Origin of the sequence: Carnobacterium sp. CS13, assembly GCF_016653495.1 — a bacterium.
Taxonomy (GTDB): domain Bacteria; phylum Bacillota; class Bacilli; order Lactobacillales; family Carnobacteriaceae; genus Carnobacterium_A; species Carnobacterium_A antarcticum.
The window spans coordinates 423,583-441,974 of the sequence record NZ_CP067364.1; the positions used below are offsets into that span (position 1 = coordinate 423,583).

General features: G+C 39.4%; 18 protein-coding genes. All 18 read left to right on the forward strand.

Annotated elements, in window-relative coordinates; translation table 11 throughout:
* The 18 genes from pstA (at window position 1) to JHE06_RS02120 (ending at window position 18,335) form a co-directional block, all read left to right on the forward strand.
* Window positions 1-885: a phosphate ABC transporter permease PstA gene (pstA, locus tag JHE06_RS02035; protein WP_058919909.1), complete on the forward strand. Its 885-nt coding sequence runs from the start codon at window positions 1-3 to the stop codon at window positions 883-885.
* 77 nt (window positions 886-962) lie between these two features.
* The gene (pstB, locus tag JHE06_RS02040) at window positions 963-1,730 is read left to right on the forward strand and encodes a phosphate ABC transporter ATP-binding protein PstB (RefSeq protein WP_231726804.1); all 768 of its coding nucleotides are present in this window, start codon (window positions 963-965) and stop codon (window positions 1,728-1,730) included.
* 11 nt (window positions 1,731-1,741) lie between these two features.
* Window positions 1,742-2,506, forward strand: a complete 765-nt coding sequence (pstB, locus tag JHE06_RS02045; RefSeq protein WP_058919911.1) for a phosphate ABC transporter ATP-binding protein PstB — start codon at window positions 1,742-1,744, stop codon at window positions 2,504-2,506.
* Window positions 2,507-2,552: 46 nt separating this feature from the next.
* Complete coding sequence (phoU, locus tag JHE06_RS02050; protein ID WP_058919912.1) at window positions 2,553-3,239, forward strand: phosphate signaling complex protein PhoU; 687 nt, start codon at window positions 2,553-2,555, stop codon at window positions 3,237-3,239.
* A 153-nt stretch (window positions 3,240-3,392) separates the two neighbouring features.
* On the forward strand, window positions 3,393-3,770 hold the full coding sequence (locus JHE06_RS02055; protein WP_082664238.1) for an ArsR/SmtB family transcription factor: 378 nt from the start codon (window positions 3,393-3,395) through the stop codon (window positions 3,768-3,770).
* A gap of 71 nt (window positions 3,771-3,841) precedes the next feature.
* The gene (locus tag JHE06_RS02060; RefSeq protein ID WP_058919913.1) at window positions 3,842-4,474 is read left to right on the forward strand and encodes an HD domain-containing protein; all 633 of its coding nucleotides are present in this window, start codon (window positions 3,842-3,844) and stop codon (window positions 4,472-4,474) included.
* Window positions 4,475-4,637: 163 nt separating this feature from the next.
* A complete protein-coding gene (uvrA, locus tag JHE06_RS02065; RefSeq protein ID WP_058919914.1) occupies window positions 4,638-7,490 on the forward strand; it encodes an excinuclease ABC subunit UvrA in 2,853 nt (950 codons plus the stop codon).
* Between the two features lie 289 nt (window positions 7,491-7,779).
* Window positions 7,780-9,333, forward strand: coding sequence for a daptomycin-sensing surface protein LiaX (gene liaX / locus JHE06_RS02070; RefSeq protein WP_058919915.1), 1,554 nt, complete (start codon window positions 7,780-7,782; stop codon window positions 9,331-9,333).
* 81 nt (window positions 9,334-9,414) lie between these two features.
* Window positions 9,415-9,708, forward strand: a complete 294-nt coding sequence (locus JHE06_RS02075) for a PspC domain-containing protein (RefSeq protein WP_058919916.1) — start codon at window positions 9,415-9,417, stop codon at window positions 9,706-9,708.
* Window positions 9,708-10,064: a phage holin family protein gene (locus JHE06_RS02080; RefSeq protein ID WP_058919917.1), complete on the forward strand. Its 357-nt coding sequence runs from the start codon at window positions 9,708-9,710 to the stop codon at window positions 10,062-10,064. Before JHE06_RS02075 ends, JHE06_RS02080 begins: the two co-directional genes overlap by 1 nt.
* A gap of 265 nt (window positions 10,065-10,329) precedes the next feature.
* Window positions 10,330-11,265, forward strand: a complete 936-nt coding sequence (gene hprK, locus JHE06_RS02085) for an HPr(Ser) kinase/phosphatase (protein ID WP_058919918.1) — start codon at window positions 10,330-10,332, stop codon at window positions 11,263-11,265.
* Window positions 11,266-11,284: 19 nt separating this feature from the next.
* Window positions 11,285-12,139: a prolipoprotein diacylglyceryl transferase gene (lgt, locus tag JHE06_RS02090; RefSeq protein ID WP_058919919.1), complete on the forward strand. Its 855-nt coding sequence runs from the start codon at window positions 11,285-11,287 to the stop codon at window positions 12,137-12,139.
* A gap of 29 nt (window positions 12,140-12,168) precedes the next feature.
* A complete protein-coding gene (gene ppaX, locus JHE06_RS02095; RefSeq protein ID WP_201089245.1) occupies window positions 12,169-12,834 on the forward strand; it encodes a pyrophosphatase PpaX in 666 nt (221 codons plus the stop codon).
* Window positions 12,835-12,856: 22 nt separating this feature from the next.
* On the forward strand, window positions 12,857-13,864 hold the full coding sequence (locus tag JHE06_RS02100; RefSeq protein WP_058919921.1) for an NAD(P)H-dependent glycerol-3-phosphate dehydrogenase: 1,008 nt from the start codon (window positions 12,857-12,859) through the stop codon (window positions 13,862-13,864).
* Window positions 13,865-13,902: 38 nt separating this feature from the next.
* Window positions 13,903-14,823: a UTP--glucose-1-phosphate uridylyltransferase GalU gene (galU, locus tag JHE06_RS02105; RefSeq protein ID WP_201089247.1), complete on the forward strand. Its 921-nt coding sequence runs from the start codon at window positions 13,903-13,905 to the stop codon at window positions 14,821-14,823.
* Between the two features lie 145 nt (window positions 14,824-14,968).
* The gene (locus JHE06_RS02110) at window positions 14,969-15,400 is read left to right on the forward strand and encodes a tetratricopeptide repeat protein (RefSeq protein ID WP_058919923.1); all 432 of its coding nucleotides are present in this window, start codon (window positions 14,969-14,971) and stop codon (window positions 15,398-15,400) included.
* 99 nt (window positions 15,401-15,499) lie between these two features.
* Window positions 15,500-16,462: a thioredoxin-disulfide reductase gene (trxB, locus tag JHE06_RS02115; RefSeq protein WP_058919924.1), complete on the forward strand. Its 963-nt coding sequence runs from the start codon at window positions 15,500-15,502 to the stop codon at window positions 16,460-16,462.
* A 145-nt stretch (window positions 16,463-16,607) separates the two neighbouring features.
* Window positions 16,608-18,335, forward strand: a complete 1,728-nt coding sequence (locus JHE06_RS02120) for a phospho-sugar mutase (protein WP_201089249.1) — start codon at window positions 16,608-16,610, stop codon at window positions 18,333-18,335.
* Window positions 18,336-18,392: the final 57 nt, after the last annotated feature.

Below are 18,392 nucleotides of genomic sequence, written 5' to 3' on the forward strand. Positions count from 1 at the left end.
ATGAATGCAAAAAAAGCAGATAAAATAGCGATTGGCGTATTGTATGCCATTGCTGGAATCATTGTCTTGATCTTATTCAGTTTGTTAGCTTTTATTTTATGGCGCGGAATTCCTCAAATCTCTTGGGAGTTTTTAACAACACCATCGAAGTCGTTTCAAACGGGTGGCGGAATTGCGATTCAGTTGTATAATTCATTCTACTTATTGATTTTAACGATGGTGATCAGCACACCTATTTCGTTAGGTGCAGCTATTTATTTATCTGAGTATGCCAAGAAAAACTGGCTGACAGATTTAGTCCGAACAGCCATTGAAGTCTTAAGTTCATTGCCGTCAGTTGTGGTAGGGCTTTTTGGTTTCTTGATTTTTGTATTACAATGGGGCTTAGGATTCTCGATTCTTTCAGGAGCAATGGCTTTGACATTGTTTAACTTGCCGCTGCTAACGAGAACCATTGAAGATTCGTTAACCGCTATTCCTGCAACTCAAAGAGAAGCAGGCTTGGCGCTAGGGTTGTCGCGTTGGGAAACAGTGACTCGGATCATTTTACCAGCAGCTTTACCGGGGATTCTGACCGGGATGATCTTAGCTGCAGGGCGTATTTTTGGTGAAGCTGCTGCTTTGATTTATACAGCTGGACAAAGTGCGCCGGCATTAGATTTTACAAATTGGAACCCAATGTCTATTTCGAGCCCTTTAAATATTATGCGTCCGGCCGAAACATTAGCCGTGCATATTTGGAAAATCAACAGTGAAGGTGTCATGCCTGATGGGGCACAAGTATCGGCCGGAGCTTCAGCGGTGCTGATTATTGCTGTCTTGTTGTTTAACTTTGGTGCTCGTTTCTTAGGCAAGAAACTACACAAAAAAGCTACTTCGGGTTAAAAAAACGAATGATCAAGCCACTCAAGGAGGAAGAAAAAATGCCGGAACAAGCAAACCTTGAAACAAATATACTAAAAATGAGTGCTGATAAGCACATCGACCTGTCTACGAAAGATTTACATGTTTGGTATGGACAAAATGAAGCCATCAAAGGGGTATCCTTAGAATTCGAAGAAAATAAAATCACATCATTGATTGGTCCGAGCGGCTGTGGAAAATCGACGTATTTACGTTCGCTGAACCGTATGAATGATGAAATTCAAATAGCTAAAGTAACCGGCGAGATCATTTATAAAGGCGAGGACATCAATGCGTCTGATGTTGATGTCTACGAAATGCGTAAAAACATCGGTATGGTGTTCCAACGTCCGAATCCTTTCAGCAAATCTATTTACGACAATATCAGTTTTGCTTTAAAACGCCATGGAATCAAAGACAAAGCAACATTGGATGAAGCCGTTGAAACGAGCTTAAAACAAGCGGCGCTATGGGAACAGGTCAAAGATGATCTACACAAAAGTGCATTAGCTTTATCTGGCGGACAACAACAACGATTGTGTATTGCCCGTGCAATTGCCTTAAAACCAGATATTTTATTGTTAGACGAACCAGCAAGTGCACTTGATCCGATTTCAACCAGTCAAGTAGAAGAAACATTGCTGCAGTTGCGTGAAGACTATTCGATCATTATTGTGACACATAATATGCAGCAAGCATCGCGGATCAGCGATTATACAGCTTACTTTTATATGGGAAATGTTATTGAATACGATGAAACCAGAAAAGTCTTTACACGTCCGAAAATACAGTCAACTGAAGACTATGTCTCAGGTCACTTTGGTTAGGGGGAAACAACGTGAGTAAGGAAAAATACATTATTGAATCCAAAGATGTTCATTTGTATTATGGGAAAAACGAAGCTTTAAAAGGAGTTTCCTTGGACTTTAAACCAAAAGAAATCACAGCTTTGATTGGTCCGAGCGGTTGTGGGAAATCGACGTATTTAAGAACATTGAACCGGATGAACGATTTGATTCCTGATGTAACGATTACGGGGAATATCACTTTTGAAAATCAAGACATCTACAGCCCGAAAATGGACACAGTTGAATTGAGAAAAAAAGTCGGAATGGTGTTTCAACAACCGAATCCCTTTCCGTTTTCGGTTTTTGAAAACGTAGCTTACGGCTTAAGAATTGCCGGTATGAAAGACAAAAAGAAAATTGAAGAAATCGTTGAAATAAGCCTGAAAAAAGCAGCTGTCTGGGAAGATGTCAAAGATAAGCTGCATAAAAATGCCTTGTCGCTTTCAGGTGGACAACAACAACGGGTATGTATTGCTCGTGTTTTGGCAATCGAACCTGCAGTGATTCTCTTGGACGAACCAACAAGTGCACTGGATCCTGTCTCAAGCGGGAAAATCGAACGCATGTTGATGGATTTAAAAGAAGATTATACAATGATCATGGTTACGCATAATATGCAGCAAGCTTCTCGGATTTCTGATAACACCGCTTTTTTCTTAAATGGAAAGTTAATTGAGTTTGGCGAAACAAGACAAATTTTTACGAATCCACGTAAAAAAGAAACAGAAGATTATATTTCTGGACGTTTCGGGTAATTCATAGGATAATAGAGGAAAGATGGTTAAATAGGAGTGGTAGCAAATGAGACGTGTATTCGAAGAAGAATTAAATGATTTACACAACCATTTTTTTCAAATGGGGAAAATCGTAAACGAAGCAGTATATAAATCAGTCAAAGCTTTTGTCAACCATGATAAAGGATTGGCCCAAGAAGTTATTGATGGAGATATCATCATCAATAAACATGAAGTAGATTTAGAGAAAAGGTGCTTTGAAATGATTGCTTTACAACAGCCGGTCACAACGGACTTGCGTAAAATCGTAACGATCATGAAAGCAAGTGCTGACTTAGAGCGAATGGGCGACCATGCTGTCAGCATCGCCAAATCAACGATTCGTGTTAAAGGCAATAAACGCGATTACGCTATTGAAGCTCAAATCGCAGAAATGTCTGAAAAAGTTAAAGTAATGGTTCAAGGAGTATTAGATGCATATGTAGTCTCGGATGCTGATAAAGCTAAAGATGTCGCGTTAAGCGATGTAGCAGTCGACAATGACTTCAAAAAAATCTATAAAGCTTGTATCAAACAAATGAAATCTGACCCTGATATTATTTTAGGTGCGACGGATTACATGCTGGTTGCTGGTTATATTGAACGAATCGGCGATTACGTTACTAATATCTGTGAATGGATCATTTATTTAAACACAGGTAAAGTAACGGAATTAAACACGCATAATAAAAATGATCACTTTTTAAATAGTTGATTTAAACGAATTTATGAAAGAATGCCAATCAAGCAGCTGTTTGATTGGCATTCTTTTTCCTATCTGCAGCAGACTAAAATCATTACTTTACAGCAGTTCTATGGTAGGATAAACACATGAGTGGATACACATGTATAGAAAAGGGAGATCGCGATGGATCAAGACAAAACACCGTTATTGGATGATAAAACGATTCAAAAAGTGAGCAAATTATTTAAAGTAATCAGTGATCCGACACGCATTGCTATTTTATATCTATTAGAAAATCAGGAATTGAATGTCGGAACAATCGCAAAATTAATGGAAATGGAGCAATCTGCTGTTTCTCACCAACTAAAAATTCTGAAAACTGCTCGTTTGGTTAAATCACGCAGCGCAGGTAAAAGCCGCTTGTACAGTCAAATGGACGACCATGTTTACAGCATTCTAAATCAAGGATTGGTTCATACTGAAGAAGAAAAAAATGAAACAAACACTGAGACACCCACTGTAAAAGAAAAAACAAAGAAGACCGCGTATGCAAAGCCATAAAGATGTTTTTTGCATTTAAATAAGTTCTATGTTAGGATTATAAAAATTTAGCTGCGAAAGGATGAGGAGATATGGGGATGCATCAGTACATTAAAAGCTTGAGTGACTTGGAGAGCATTTTTCGGTGTCCAGGGAAATTCAAGTATGAAGAACATTCAGTTGCCGCACATTCTTTTAAAGTGACTAAAATTGCTCAATTTCTAGGAACCGTAGAAGAACAACGGGGAAAAGAGGTCAATTGGCGTTCGCTTTATGAAAAAGCCCTCAATCATGATTATTCAGAATTGTTTATTGGGGATATCAAAACACCGGTTAAATACGCAACTCCTCAATTAAGAGAGATGTTGGCAGATGTCGAAGAGTCGATGACCGAAAACTTTATTCGAAATGAGATTCCTAAAGAGTTCCAAGCGGTGTATTCAGAACGGTTGAAAGAAGGCAAAGATAGTACGCTTGAAGGCCAAATTTTATCGGTTGCGGATAAAGTTGATTTGCTTTACGAGTCTTTTGGAGAAATTCAAAAAGGAAACCCTGAAAGTATTTTTACAGAAATCTATGAAGAATCGTTAAAAACCATTTTACAATTTAAGCACTTAAATAGTGTTCAGTACTTTTTAAACGAAATTTTGCCGGACTTATTAAGCGGCAATTTTACTAATCAGGCTCAATTGCAAAACATATCGCAACGAATTTTAGCAGATTAAAACAGGAACAAACGTTCGCTAAACAAAAGAAATGTGTTATAATAAAATAACTAGAAGGAAAATAGGATGCACTTCGTTATCCTATTTTTTGTGTTTTGCGTTAAACTAGAACTAATAAAACAAAAGTTGAAAAATCAAAGTTTACCATAAAAGGAGAAAACACATGCGAAATGATAAAATAGTGATTCATGGAGCCCGCTCGCATAATCTGAAAAATGTAGATGTAACGATTCCCAGAGACCAATTAGTAGTTTTGACCGGTTTGTCGGGTTCGGGTAAAAGCTCGTTAGCTTTTGATACATTATATGCTGAAGGCCAAAGACGGTATGTTGAAAGTTTATCAGCCTATGCCCGTCAATTTCTTGGGCAGATGGATAAACCAGACGTTGATAGCATTGACGGGTTAAGTCCGGCGATTTCTATTGATCAAAAAACAACCAGTAAAAATCCTCGTTCTACCGTTGGAACAGTGACCGAAATCAATGACTACTTACGGTTGTTGTATGCCCGTGTAGGACACCCGATTTGTCCAAATGACGGGACTGAAATCACTAGTCAATCTGTCGAACAAATGGTAGATCGTGTATTGGAGTATCCAGAAGGAACACGGGTACAAATATTGGCTCCTATTGTCGTTGGAAAAAAGGGGCAGCATAAAAAAGTTTTTGATAAGATCAAAAGCGAAGGTTACGTTCGCTTGCGTGTCAATAAAGAAATGTACGATATTTCAGATGATATCGTACTGGAAAAAAATAAGAAACACGATATCGATATTATCATTGACCGAATCGTAGTCAAAGACGGTATCCGCTCGCGGTTATTTGATTCTTTTGAAGCAGCTTTGCGATTGGCAGAAGGTTACGCCATTGCCGATATTATGGGAAAAGAAGAGGTTTTGTTCAGCGAGCATTACGCTTGTCCATACTGTGGGTTCACAGTCGGCGAATTAGAACCGCGATTGTTTTCTTTCAATGCTCCGTTTGGTGCTTGTAACGATTGTGACGGTTTAGGGGTCAAATTGGAAGTCGATACCGATTTAGTCATACCTGAAAAATCGATGACATTAAGAGAAGGGGCCATTGCACCTTGGAAACCGATCAGTTCCAATTACTACCCGCAACTGTTGGAACAAGCCTGTAAAAGCTTTAACATTGATATGGATACCCCTTTTGAAGAATTAACGGAAAAAGAACAAAACTTTGTCTTAAAAGGTTCGAACGGAGAGTTGTTTCATTTTCATTATAAAAATGATTTTGGAGGCATAAGAGACGTAGATTTGCCTTTCGAAGGCGTGCTCCATAATATTTCAAGACGGTACAAAGATACCAACAGTGACTACACCAGAGACCAAATGCGTCTCTATATGACCGAGTTGACTTGTCAAACATGCGGAGGAAAACGGCTGAATCGCCAAGCGTTATCGGTTAAAGTAGCCGGCAAAGATATTGGGGACATCAGTGAGTATCCGATTGAAGAAGCTATTGGATTCTTTAGCGAGCTGACGTTAACTGAACATGAAAGTATGATTGCTAAGCCGATTTTAAAAGAGGTTGACGACCGATTGAATTTTCTGAGCAACGTTGGGCTTAATTATCTGACCTTAAGCCGGACAGCTGGGACATTATCTGGCGGAGAAGCGCAGCGGATTCGGTTAGCCACACAAATTGGTTCTAATTTGTCAGGTGTTTTGTATATTTTGGATGAACCCTCAATTGGATTGCACCAACGAGACAACAATCGTTTGATTGATTCATTGAAAAAAATGCGTGATTTAGGCAATACACTGATCGTTGTCGAGCACGATGAAGACACGATGTTAGCAGCCGACTATTTGATTGATATTGGACCTGGAGCTGGTGAAAAAGGCGGAGAAATCGTTGCTTATGGCACTCCTAAAGAGGTTTCACAGAATCCTAAATCCTTAACAGGCGCCTATTTATCTGGCAAAAAGTTTATCCCTGTGCCAAAAACCCGTCGAGATGAAGACAAAGGAGCTATCCGTATTACAGGAGCAGCAGAAAATAACTTAAAAAATATTTCTGTTGATTTTCCATTAGGACGTTTCGTAGCTGTTACCGGCGTTTCTGGATCGGGTAAAAGTACGTTAGTAAACGGTATTTTGAAAAAAGCTTTATCTAGAGAATTAAACCGTTCAAAACAAAAACCAGGTAAATTCAAAAAAATGACTGGGCATGAAGGTTTAGAAAAAATCATTGATATTGATCAAAGCCCAATTGGTCGGACTCCACGAAGCAACCCGGCCACTTACACCAGTGTTTTTGATGATATCCGTGATTTATTCGCTTCGACCAATGAAGCAAAAATCAGAGGGTACAAAAAAGGCCGTTTTAGTTTCAACGTCAAAGGCGGTCGGTGTGAAGCTTGTAGAGGTGACGGTATACTAAAAATAGAAATGCACTTTTTACCTGATGTTTATGTTCCATGCGAAATTTGTCATGGCACCCGTTACAACTCTGAAACGTTGGAAGTACGCTACAAAGGTAAAAATATTTCGGATGTTTTGAATATGACCGTCGAAGAAGCTGTTTCCTTTTTCGAACACATTCCAAAAATTCACCGGAAAATGCAGACGATTATTGATGTGGGTCTAGGGTATGTTACTTTAGGACAGCCAGCAACTACATTGTCAGGTGGAGAAGCACAACGGATGAAACTGGCAAGTGAATTGCACAAACGGTCAGATGGAAAAAACTTCTATATCTTAGATGAACCGACAACAGGTCTGCATACAGAAGACATTGCTCGATTATTAGAAGTATTAAATCGATTGGTCGAAGCTGGAAACACGGTTTTGGTGATCGAACACAATTTAGATGTGATCAAAACAGCTGATTACGTTATTGACTTAGGCCCCGAAGGCGGAGCTGGCGGCGGTACTGTTTTAGTGACCGGAACTCCAGAAAAAGTGGCGAAGACTAAAAAAAGTTATACAGGTCGCTATTTAAAAGAGATTCTTAAACGAGATACCGAACGTGGGAAAGCTCTAACGAATTAAAATTAAGTGAAACGTATATTAGAATAGGTGAAGGAGCTGAGAAAGCATCAAACTCAGCTCCTTTTTTTGGATAAGCTTTTAATAGCTATAGTTTTCGAATTCATGGTAAAATAAAGCTAGAAGCCGGGAATCACAAGGTTCAGACTAAGTAAGGATACGAAAATCGTTCTAAAGTCCTATGACAAAAAGTCCCTAGTCAAGCATAATAGAGACAGAACAAAGAAACCCTATCGAATATGTCACTTAAAAAATTGCTAGCAGATGGAATATCATAAGGAGGAATATCACCATGAAAGAAAGAGAAAGAATCCTAGATTTAGTTAAACAAGGAATCATTTCGACTGAAGAAGCATTGACCTTGCTTGAAAACATTGCCAAAAAAGAAGGTAAAGAAGCTGTCAAAAAAGATCAGTCAAATGTTCAAAAACCGATTCCGCCAAAAGAACCTGTGATTGAACCTGAAGCGCCTGAAGCGGAAGAAGATTTTCAAGCAGGTGAAGAACAATATGAAGCGGAACAAGAAAAAGACCGTATTCGTTTAGAAGCTATTTTGGAAGAACTGGCTAATGAAGCCTCTCGTTATTCTGCTCAATTAGATGTGAAAAACGCAGAGATTACCGACCTTGACCTTCAATTGAAGCGAGCAGAAGAAAAACTGATGGTGCTGGAAACAATGGAAGATTTAGATGAATTGGATTCAGAAAAAGAACCGGAATTAAAAAAATTAAGCCAAGAAATCGAAGAACTTGAAGCACAATTGAACGATCTTAAAGAAGACAAAGCAGCGTTAAATGAAAAGCTGCGCACCGTTAGACAAAAACAATGGGGAACTCAAAAGAAACAAATCACAGATAAATTTGAAATTCCAGACGATTGGAAAGATGCCGCTAACGAAACGCTTAATCAAGTAGGCGGGAAGATGTCCGAAGTCGGGAACCAATTTGGCAAATTAATGAAAAATACTTTTTCAACAGTGATGGACAATATGGATTGGAAAGATGTGAACATTCGTGTACCAGGTCTAGCTGCTACAAAACTGACACACGAATTCAATTACCCGGCTAGCACAGCGACGATTCTTGATGTCAAAGTGGCCAATGGCGACGTTCTTTTTAAAAACTGGGACAGCGAAGACATTAAAATTGAAACAGATATCAAGATTTATGGCAAAATCGATTCTGACAGCCCATTTGAAGCTTTCTTAAAACGCAGTACAGTAGAAGTTTCAGAAGAAAAAGTCTTGTTCCATGTGCCGAACAAACGCATTCGTTGCGATGTTGTTTTCTATCTTCCTGAAAGAATGTATGATCATTCGGCTATTAAGTTATTGAATGGAAATGTGAAGTTCGAAGCGTTCGAAGGCAAAGACATTTATGTCAAATGCACGAATGGCAATATGTTTTTTGAGAAAGTAACGGCAACGATGCTGGAAACAGAAGGTGTAAATGGTACGGTTACAGTTATCGATAGCAAAATCCGTGATCTTGTGGTCAACAGCATCAATGGCGGAATCGTCACACGAGGCGATATCCAAGGAGCGAATTTATCAACGGTTAACGGCACTGTAAAAGTAACGATTTCGGGAGAAGAATTGAAACGCTTAGAGGCTACATCAGTCAACGGTACTGTAAAAGTTTCATTGCCAAAAGAGTTGAGTGTAGAAGGAAATGCCAAAAGCAATTTAGGCACGATTCAAAACCGGATGGAAAATATCGAAATCGTGAAAGAAAAGAAAGACCGCACAAACCAATTGTCTGAATTCAGACGTTATTTAGAAAGTGCACCGGTTACCTTGATCGTTAGTACAACAACCGGAAATATCTTATTGAAAGATACTGAATAAAAAAGCAAAAAGTGATGGAGAAATGTTGACGTAAGCCGCATTTCTCAGTAAACTAATACCAATATAAAGAGGTGAAAAGAGATGAAAAAATTAACAAAATCAAGAGAAAATAAAATGGTCAGCGGTGTCTTAGCAGGAATAGCTGAATATTTTGGCTTTGATCCAAGTATTTTGCGTATCCTTTACGCGATTGCTATCTTTTTCGGGTTTGGTTCGCCGATTATTTTGTATATCCTTTTAGCGATAGTCATTCCGGAAGCACCGGGATCAGGAAAATTTAAAGATTTCCATACACCAAACAAAAGACCCCGTAAAGAAGCTGAAAAAGTTAAAGAAGCCGAAAAAGTGACCGATGATGATTGGAGTGACTTTTAATGAAACTGTGGCAAGGAGTTATCGTTAATGCTCTATTATTTCTAGCGTTATCAGGCTTTTTCCAAAACTCCTTTTATGTGGAGAACATTTGGATTGCTTTAGGTGCTAGTTTAGTACTGGCATTACTGAATATGGCAGTAAAGCCTATCTTAGTTTTACTGTCCTTGCCGATAACGATCCTTACGTTAGGATTGTTTAGCATCATTATCAATGCGGGAATGTTAAGTTTGACGGCAGCGATCGTTGGTTCAGGTTTCCAGTTCAGAACATTTGGAACAGCGATTTGGGTAGCCATTTTAATGTCGCTGGCTAATACACTGATCAGCAGTCGCATTACGTCAGACAATCGAAGATAGGCAAGCAACAATTAAAGAGCAGTAAGGCGTGGGTATAAAGCCGCGCCTTTTTTTATTAGGATAGATAAAACGTACTTCTGAAAAGGCATTCAGCCAGAAACAGAGGTATTTTCTTTTTTTAATTGGAATTGCAGCGATATCCTTTATTCATGCCACCTAAAATGGTAAACTGGAGAGCATAAGCAATGAACTTAGAAAGCTGAAAAGAAGGTATTCAAAGAAATAAAAGCACAACCAATTCGTTGAATGCAGAGGAGAATAGAAGATGACTAATAGTGTAACCGTAAAGGAATTAGTGGATGCTCTTGATTTAAAAGTACATAATGGAGAGGAATTCTTAGGACGTTCGATCGTAACCAATGATCTTTCAAGACCAGGGTTAGAATTGACGGGTTACTTTAATTATTACCCGCAAGAACGAATCCAATTATTTGGAAGAACGGAAATTTCATTTTCCGAACGCATGTCAAGCGATGAACGATTGATGGTCTTTCGGCGGATGTGCCAACCGAATACTCCTGCGTTTTTAGTTTCACGTAATTTAACGTTGCCAGATGAGTTGATTCAAGCTACTGTGGAAAAAGAAATTCCATTGCTGTCTTCATCACATTCAACGACTCGTTTAGCCAGTAATGTGACAAATTTTCTAGAAGAACGCTTAGCTGAACGCATGTCCGTTCATGGGGTTTTGATCGATATTTATGGAATGGGCGTTATGATCACAGGCGACAGCGGTGTCGGGAAAAGTGAAACAGCACTCGAATTGATTCAAAGAGGTCACCGTTTAGTAGCTGATGATCGGGTAGAATTGCATATGCTGGATGAAAATCGAATCGTAGGAGAACCGCCGGAAATATTGCGGCATTTACTTGAAATACGCGGCATCGGAATTATTGATGTTGTAAACTTATTTGGAGTAGGCTCCATTCGTTTGAGCAAGACCGTTAATTTAATTGTCAATTTAGAATTATGGGATAAAAATACTAAATTTGATCGTTTGGGCAGCGGCGACGGCAAGAGACGAATCTTTAATGTTGACGTTCCATTAGTTTCGATCCCCGTAAAAACAGGGCGTAATTTAGCAGTGATCATTGAAGCCGCAGCTATGAACTACAGAGCGAAAAAAATGGGGTATAATGCAACCGAAACATTCGAAAAAAATCTTGAAAAATTGATCAAAAATAATTCTGAACAAGTTTAATAGAAATGGAGATTAGAAAATGAACTTTTTATTCAGTGCAATCAACCCGATTGCATTTTCATTAGGACCGCTTGAAGTTCATTGGTATGGGGTGATTATTGCTTCTGCTATTTTTGTGGCCATTTTTTTAAGCATGCGAGAAGCGGAAAAGCGCGGACTTGAAGGCGACAGTATTATTGATATAGCATTATGGGCTTTGCCGATTGCTTTTATAGGCGCCCGGCTTTATTACGTCTTATTCGAACTGGGGTATTACCTGCAAAATCCTGATCAAATCTTAGCGATTTGGAATGGCGGGATTGCTATCTATGGCGGTTTGATTGCCGGCGGATTGACCGTTTATTGGTTTGCTAAGAAAAAAGGTATTCCCATTTGGTTGTTGTTGGACATTTTAGCGCCAAATGTGTTGTTAGCACAAGCCATTGGCCGCTGGGGCAACTTCATCAACCAAGAAGCTCATGGCGGAGAAGTTTCTCTTAGCTTTTTAGAAAAGCTTCATTTACCTGAATTTATCATCAATCAAATGAACATCAGCGGTGTCTATTACCATCCAACCTTCTTATATGAATCGCTATGGAGTCTCTTAGGTTTTTTTGTTATCCTCGTTTTGAGACAACGCAAACACTTGTTGCGACGCGGAGAGGTAGCGTTGACGTATGTTTTATGGTATTCGTTGGGACGCTTCTTTATCGAAGGATTAAGAACCGATAGCTTATGGTTGTTAGATTGGCTGCGTGTGTCACAAGCCTTGTCGGTCATTTTATTTATTGGAGGAATCGTTGTCTGGTTTATCCGGCGCCAAGATTACCCACCGAAGCCTTATTACTTAGAGGGCATGGAACCAATTGAAAAAGAAAAACTAACTGAAAAATAGAGTTGAAAAAACAGCAAGGAGTTTTAGTAGTGAAAATTGAAACAGTGTTATTTGATTTTGATGGAACATTAGCCGATACGAACGAATTGATCAGACGTTCTCATTTAGAGGTTTTAGAAGAATATTATCCTGGAGAATACGATGCAGAAAAAGTCCGGGCTTTTAATGGTCCGCCTTTGGATTTGATTTACAGCAACATCAATTTTGCTGAAAAAGAAACTATGATAGCTAGATACCGGGCATTTAACGAACTGTACCATGATGAATTGGTAACGTTGTTCGACGGCGTACAAAATAGTTTGAGATTACTGAAACAAAACAGGATCCAGTTGGGTGTTGTTTCAACAAAACGAAACGATACCTTGTTAAAAGGCATCAAATTGTTGGGATTAGATGGATTATTCGATACCGTTGTAGGTGGAATGGATTACACTCATCCTAAACCAGACCCGGAGCCGATTCTTGTAGCGATGTCACGGCTCAATTGCCGTAAAGAAACCACGATTATGGTCGGCGATAACTTCCATGATATTCTGTCCGCAAAGAACGCTGGAATTCCAGGTGTTTTTGTTGGCTGGTCGGAAAAAACGTTGGAAGAAATAGCACCATATGCTCCGTCTTTTATTGTGCACACAATGGAAGAATTAACGGAACTGGTTTTGACTCATCAGCTCGTTGGTAATGAAAAGAGCTGAAGGTAAAGGAGATAGGAAAACAATGGCAAAAAAAATTGCTGTGCTCGGGGCAGGTTCTTGGGGAACGGCCTTAGCGATGGTTCTTGAAGAAAATGGACATGAGGTTCGTTTGTGGAGCCATAAAGCGAGCCAAGTAGCAGAAATCAATCAGCAACACACGAATAAAGCGTACTTACCTAAAACGATCCTTTCGAAACGAATCAAAGCGTATCAAGATCTGGCATCGGTGCTTGAAGAAGCAGATGCAGTGTTGTTTGTTGTTCCCACAAAAGCGATACGTGAAGTAGCACGAAATGTAGCGGCTTATTTAACAAAACCGACCATCATCATTCATGCTAGTAAAGGATTAGAACAAGAAACGCACAAACGGATTTCCATTATTTTAGAAGAAGAAATTCCGACTGATAAGCGCACAGCTGTTGTAGCTTTATCTGGTCCCAGTCATGCTGAAGAAGTAGCTGTCAAAGATTTGACCACTATTACAGCCGCTTCAACCCATCAAGAATCGGCTGAATTTGTACAAGATCTCTTTATGAATGATTATTTTAGAGTGTACACCAATCAAGATATTGTTGGAGTGGAACTAGGGGCAGCATTAAAAAACATTATTGCTGTGGGAGCTGGGGCACTTCACGGTTTAGGCTATGGAGACAATGCTAAGGCCGCTTTGATGACACGAGGGCTAGCTGAAATCAGCCGATTAGGAGTAGCTTTTGGGGCAGACCCCATTACATTCTTAGGGCTCAGCGGGGTTGGAGATTTGATCGTCACTTGCACCAGTATCCATTCAAGAAACTGGCAAGCTGGCAATTTGCTAGGGCAAGGAAAAACAGTAGCAGAAGTTCTAGATAAGATGGAAATGGTTGTTGAAGGAATCTCAACCACTAAAGCCGCTTATGAATTGGCTCAAGAAAAAGGTATCGAGATGCCGATTACTGCAGCAATTTATAAAGTGTTGTATAATGAAGCAGATGTAAAAGAAGCTGTAGTGTCTTTGATGACACGAGGCGGAAAATCGGAAGGTCACTAAAGACCAAAAGCTATTATCGTATTGGAGGAATTAAAAATATGCAAAAAGTACGTAAAGCAGTCATCCCGGCTGCAGGTTTAGGAACACGATTTTTACCAGCAACAAAAGCAATGGCAAAAGAAATGCTGCCGATCGTAGACAAACCAACGATTCAATTTATTGTAGAAGAAGCCATCAATTCAGGAATTGAAGATATTTTGATCGTTACCGGAAAAAGCAAACGACCGATCGAAGACCACTTTGACTCGAATCCTGAATTAGAAGAAAACCTTAAAGCAAAAGATAAATTAGCTTTATTGGAATTGGTTGAAGAAACGACCGGCTTAAACTTGTTCTTTGTTCGTCAGTCTTATCCAAAAGGATTGGGACATGCTGTCTTACAAGCAAAAGCTTTTGTAGGAAATGAACCTTTTGTAGTCATGCTGGGCGATGACTTGATGGAAGATGAAGTGCCTTTGACAAAACAATTGATCAACGGTTATGACAAAACCCACGCTTCAAACATTGCCGTGATGAAAGTGCCTCATGAAGATACTTCTAAATACGGAATCATTGATCCAGAAGCTCAAGTCGATGAAACGACTTATAATGTACGCCGTTTTGTGGAAAAACCAAACCCGGAAGACGCACCAAGCGATTTAGCCATTATTGGTCGTTACTTGCTGACTCCAGAAATATTTGAAATTTTAGAAAAGCAAGAACCAGGCGCTGGCGGAGAAATCCAACTAACCGATGCCATTGATACATTGAATAAAACTCAACGTGTATTTGCGCATGAGTTTAAAGGAACGCGGTACGATGTCGGCGATAAATTTGGTTTCTTGAAAACCAGCATTCAATATGGTTTGAAACACAATGAAGTTAAAGATGCTTTACGTGAGTACATTATTGAATTAGGACAAAAACTTGAAGATGATGATGCTAAATCTGCTGATGTAAAAACAGAAGCAACAAATTAACCGCAAGAAAGCAAAAAAGATGGTTTAAAGAAACAGAGCTGCCGGCTTCCAGCGGTGCTCTGTTTCTTTTTTTTGGCTATCAAAAAAGAGCGGGTTATGGTATACTTATTTATCAAAATTAGTTGCTAGAAAGCGGGGAAAGCACATGGCAAATAGGCGAAACAAAACTGCTACGATTATTCAATTTAATCCAACCAGTGATTTTTATTTTCAACGTGGAATCAAAGCTTTTCAGAAAAATGATATGTCTCGTGCTAAAACTTACCTCTTACGTGCAGCTACATTAAGCAAAAACGAGGAAGAAAAAGTTTTTGCTCTTTGCCAGTTAGCCATCTGCCATCAACATACAGGTGAATTCACTGAATCTATCGACATATTAGAAGAATTGATTGAAAAAAGCGGCGATATTTTTCCAGAAGCTTATTACTTTCAATCAAATAACTACGCTTTTCTTGATGAATTAGAAACGGCACTGGAACTTGTTGTATTGTATTTAGAACTTGAACCAGATGGCGATTTTTTAGAAGAAGCAGAGGATTTAAAAGAGACGATTGAACTAGAACTGAACGGTTTTTAAATTTCGTTCAAATACTTTTATTTAGTAAGCAAATAAGTAGAAAAAAAGACGTTTTTGATATAAAGTAGACAGTAAGAAATGAATTTAAGGAGATTTAACATGCAAACAGAAGAAAAAATATATGATGTTATGATTATTGGAGCAGGTCCAGCCGGATTGACGGCAGCTCTCTATGCTTCTCGATCCAATTTAAGCACATTAATGCTGGAGCGCGGTGTTCCGGGAGGACAAATGATCAATACAGCTGAAATTGAAAACTATCCAGGATTCAACAGCATCACAGGTCCGGATCTTTCTGAAAAAATGTATGAAGGATCAAAACAATTTGGAGCTGAACATGTTTATGGCGATGTAAAAGAGATTATCGATGGACGGGAGTATAAAACCGTCATTGCCGGTAAAAAAGAATACAAAGCTAAAACTGTCATTATTGCTACTGGGGCTGAGCACCGCAAATTAGATGTGGCTGGCGAGAGTGAATACAATGGACGCGGCGTTTCTTACTGTGCTGTTTGTGATGGAGCATTCTTCCGCAATAAAAACTTAGTGGTCGTCGGAGGCGGAGATTCAGCAGTTGAAGAAGGAACTTATTTAACTCAATTCGCTGAGAAAGTCACGATCATTCACCGCCGTGATGAATTAAGAGCTCAAAAAATCTTACAAGATCGAGCATTTAACAATGAAAAAGTTGATTTTATTTGGAACGCTGTGGTTGAAGAGATTTATGGCGATGACATGTCTGTGAAAGGTGTAAAAATCAAAGACACTTTAACAGGAGAAGAACGCGAAGTTGAAACAGCTGGAACGTTCATTTATGTAGGGATTTTGCCGAATACAGCTAATTTCAGAAATTTAGGCATCACAGATGATGAAGGTTGGATCATCACAGATGGCCGCATGGAAACTGCGGTACCAGGAATTTTCGCTGTTGGAGATGTTCGTTTGACGCCTTTGCGTCAAGTAGCGACTGCAGTAGGCGACGGCAGTATAGCCGGAGACAACGCTTTTCACTATATTGAACGGTTAAATGAAACGTTAGCAGCAGAAAAAGCAATTAAATAAAGTCTGAAAAGCCAGGAAGCCCTTTGCTATACAAAGGACTTCTTGGCTTTTTGATTGCGATTTGATGAAAGAAAATAAAAAAAATGGTATACTCTAAAAGAGCAACTAAGAAAACGAAATCATTAAACGTAAAGGATGATCTAAAATGACATGGAAACAAACATACGAAATTTGGAAAACATATGAACCGTTAGAACCAACATTAAAAGCTGAGCTGGAAGCTTTGAAGGATGACTCCGATACGTTAGAAGATGCTTTTTATGCGCCGCTTGAATTTGGCACAGCAGGAATGCGGGGAATCATTGGCGTAGGAATCAACCGAATGAATCAATACACTGTTCGACAAGCTACAGAAGGATTAGCTTTATTTATGGATAGTTTAGGAGAAGAAGCAAAGAAACGCGGAGTAGCTATTGCTTATGATTCAAGACACCAATCGCCAGAATTTGCTATGGAAGCAGCGAAAACTTTAGGAGCGCACGGCATTCCAGCATTCGTTTTTGAAAGCTTGCGTCCGACACCGGAATTATCTTTTGCGGTACGTCACTTAAATGCTTACGCGGGCATTATGATCACTGCCAGCCATAACCCAGCAGCTTATAATGGCTACAAAGTATATGGAGAAGATGGCGGTCAAATGCCGCCTAAAGAAGCGGATGCGTTAACTGAGTACGTCCGTAGTGTCGAAAACAGTTTAACCATCAAAGTGCTTTCTGAAGAAGAACTGAAAGCCTCAGGATTATTGACAATGATCGGGGAAGACATCGATCAATTGTATCTGGACCAAGTCAAAGAAGTGACCGTCAACCCAGAGCTGGTTAACCGGATGAGTACAAAAATGAAACTTGTCTTTACACCGCTTCATGGAACAGGACAAATGCTTGGAGAACGGGCATTAAAAAATGCTGGATTTGAAGGCATTACAGTTGTGCCGGAACAAGCTGTTGCTGATCCGAATTTCTCAACCGTTAAATCGCCGAACCCTGAAGAACCCGGTGCTTTTGAGTACGCGCTGCGTTTAGGAAAAGAAATCGATGCCGACGTTTTAGTCGCGACTGATCCTGATGCAGACCGTTTAGGCATTGCTGTTAAAACAAGCGTTGGCAATTATGAAGTATTGACCGGAAATCAAATCGCCAGCTTGATGTTGTATTACTTACTGAAAGCTAAGAAAGAAGCAGGAAGGCTGACAGCTAATGGTGTTGTTTTGAAATCGATTGTTTCCAGTGAGCTGCCGACAGCCATCGCCGAACATTTTGGAATTGGTATGGTTGATGTATTGACTGGCTTTAAATTCATTGCAGAAAAAATAAAACAATACGAAACAGACAATAGCCATACCTTTTTATTTGGGTTTGAAGAGAGTTACGGCTATTTGATCAAACCTTTTGTCCGCGACAAAGATGCTATTCAAGCATTGGTGCTGATTGCTGAAGTCGCTGCTTATTATAAAGAACAAGGCAAGACTTTGTACGACGGCTTGCAAGATATTTTCCACGAATTTGGACATTATAAAGAAAAAACGATTTCTATTACAATGGAAGGAATCGAAGGAGCTGGAAAAATCAAAGCATTGATGGCGAAATTCCGCGAAAATGCTCCTAAAGAATTCGCTGGTATTGGCGTAGAAACGGTAGAAGATTTTGAAACGAGCGAACGGACCAATCAAAATGGTGTAGTTGAAACGATTGCTATGCCGGCTGCAAATGTTTTGAAATATAAAATGGTGGATGGCAGTTGGATTGCAATTCGTCCATCTGGTACAGAACCGAAAATCAAATTTTATATCGGAACTCAGGCCGACTCAGCTTTAGAAACAGACCGGAAGTTGCTTGATTTTGAAGCAGACATCAAGGAACTATTGGCAGACTAAAAGCTGCTTAAATAGAAATGAGCGAAAGTGAATCAAAAGTTAATTCTTTTGGTTCAC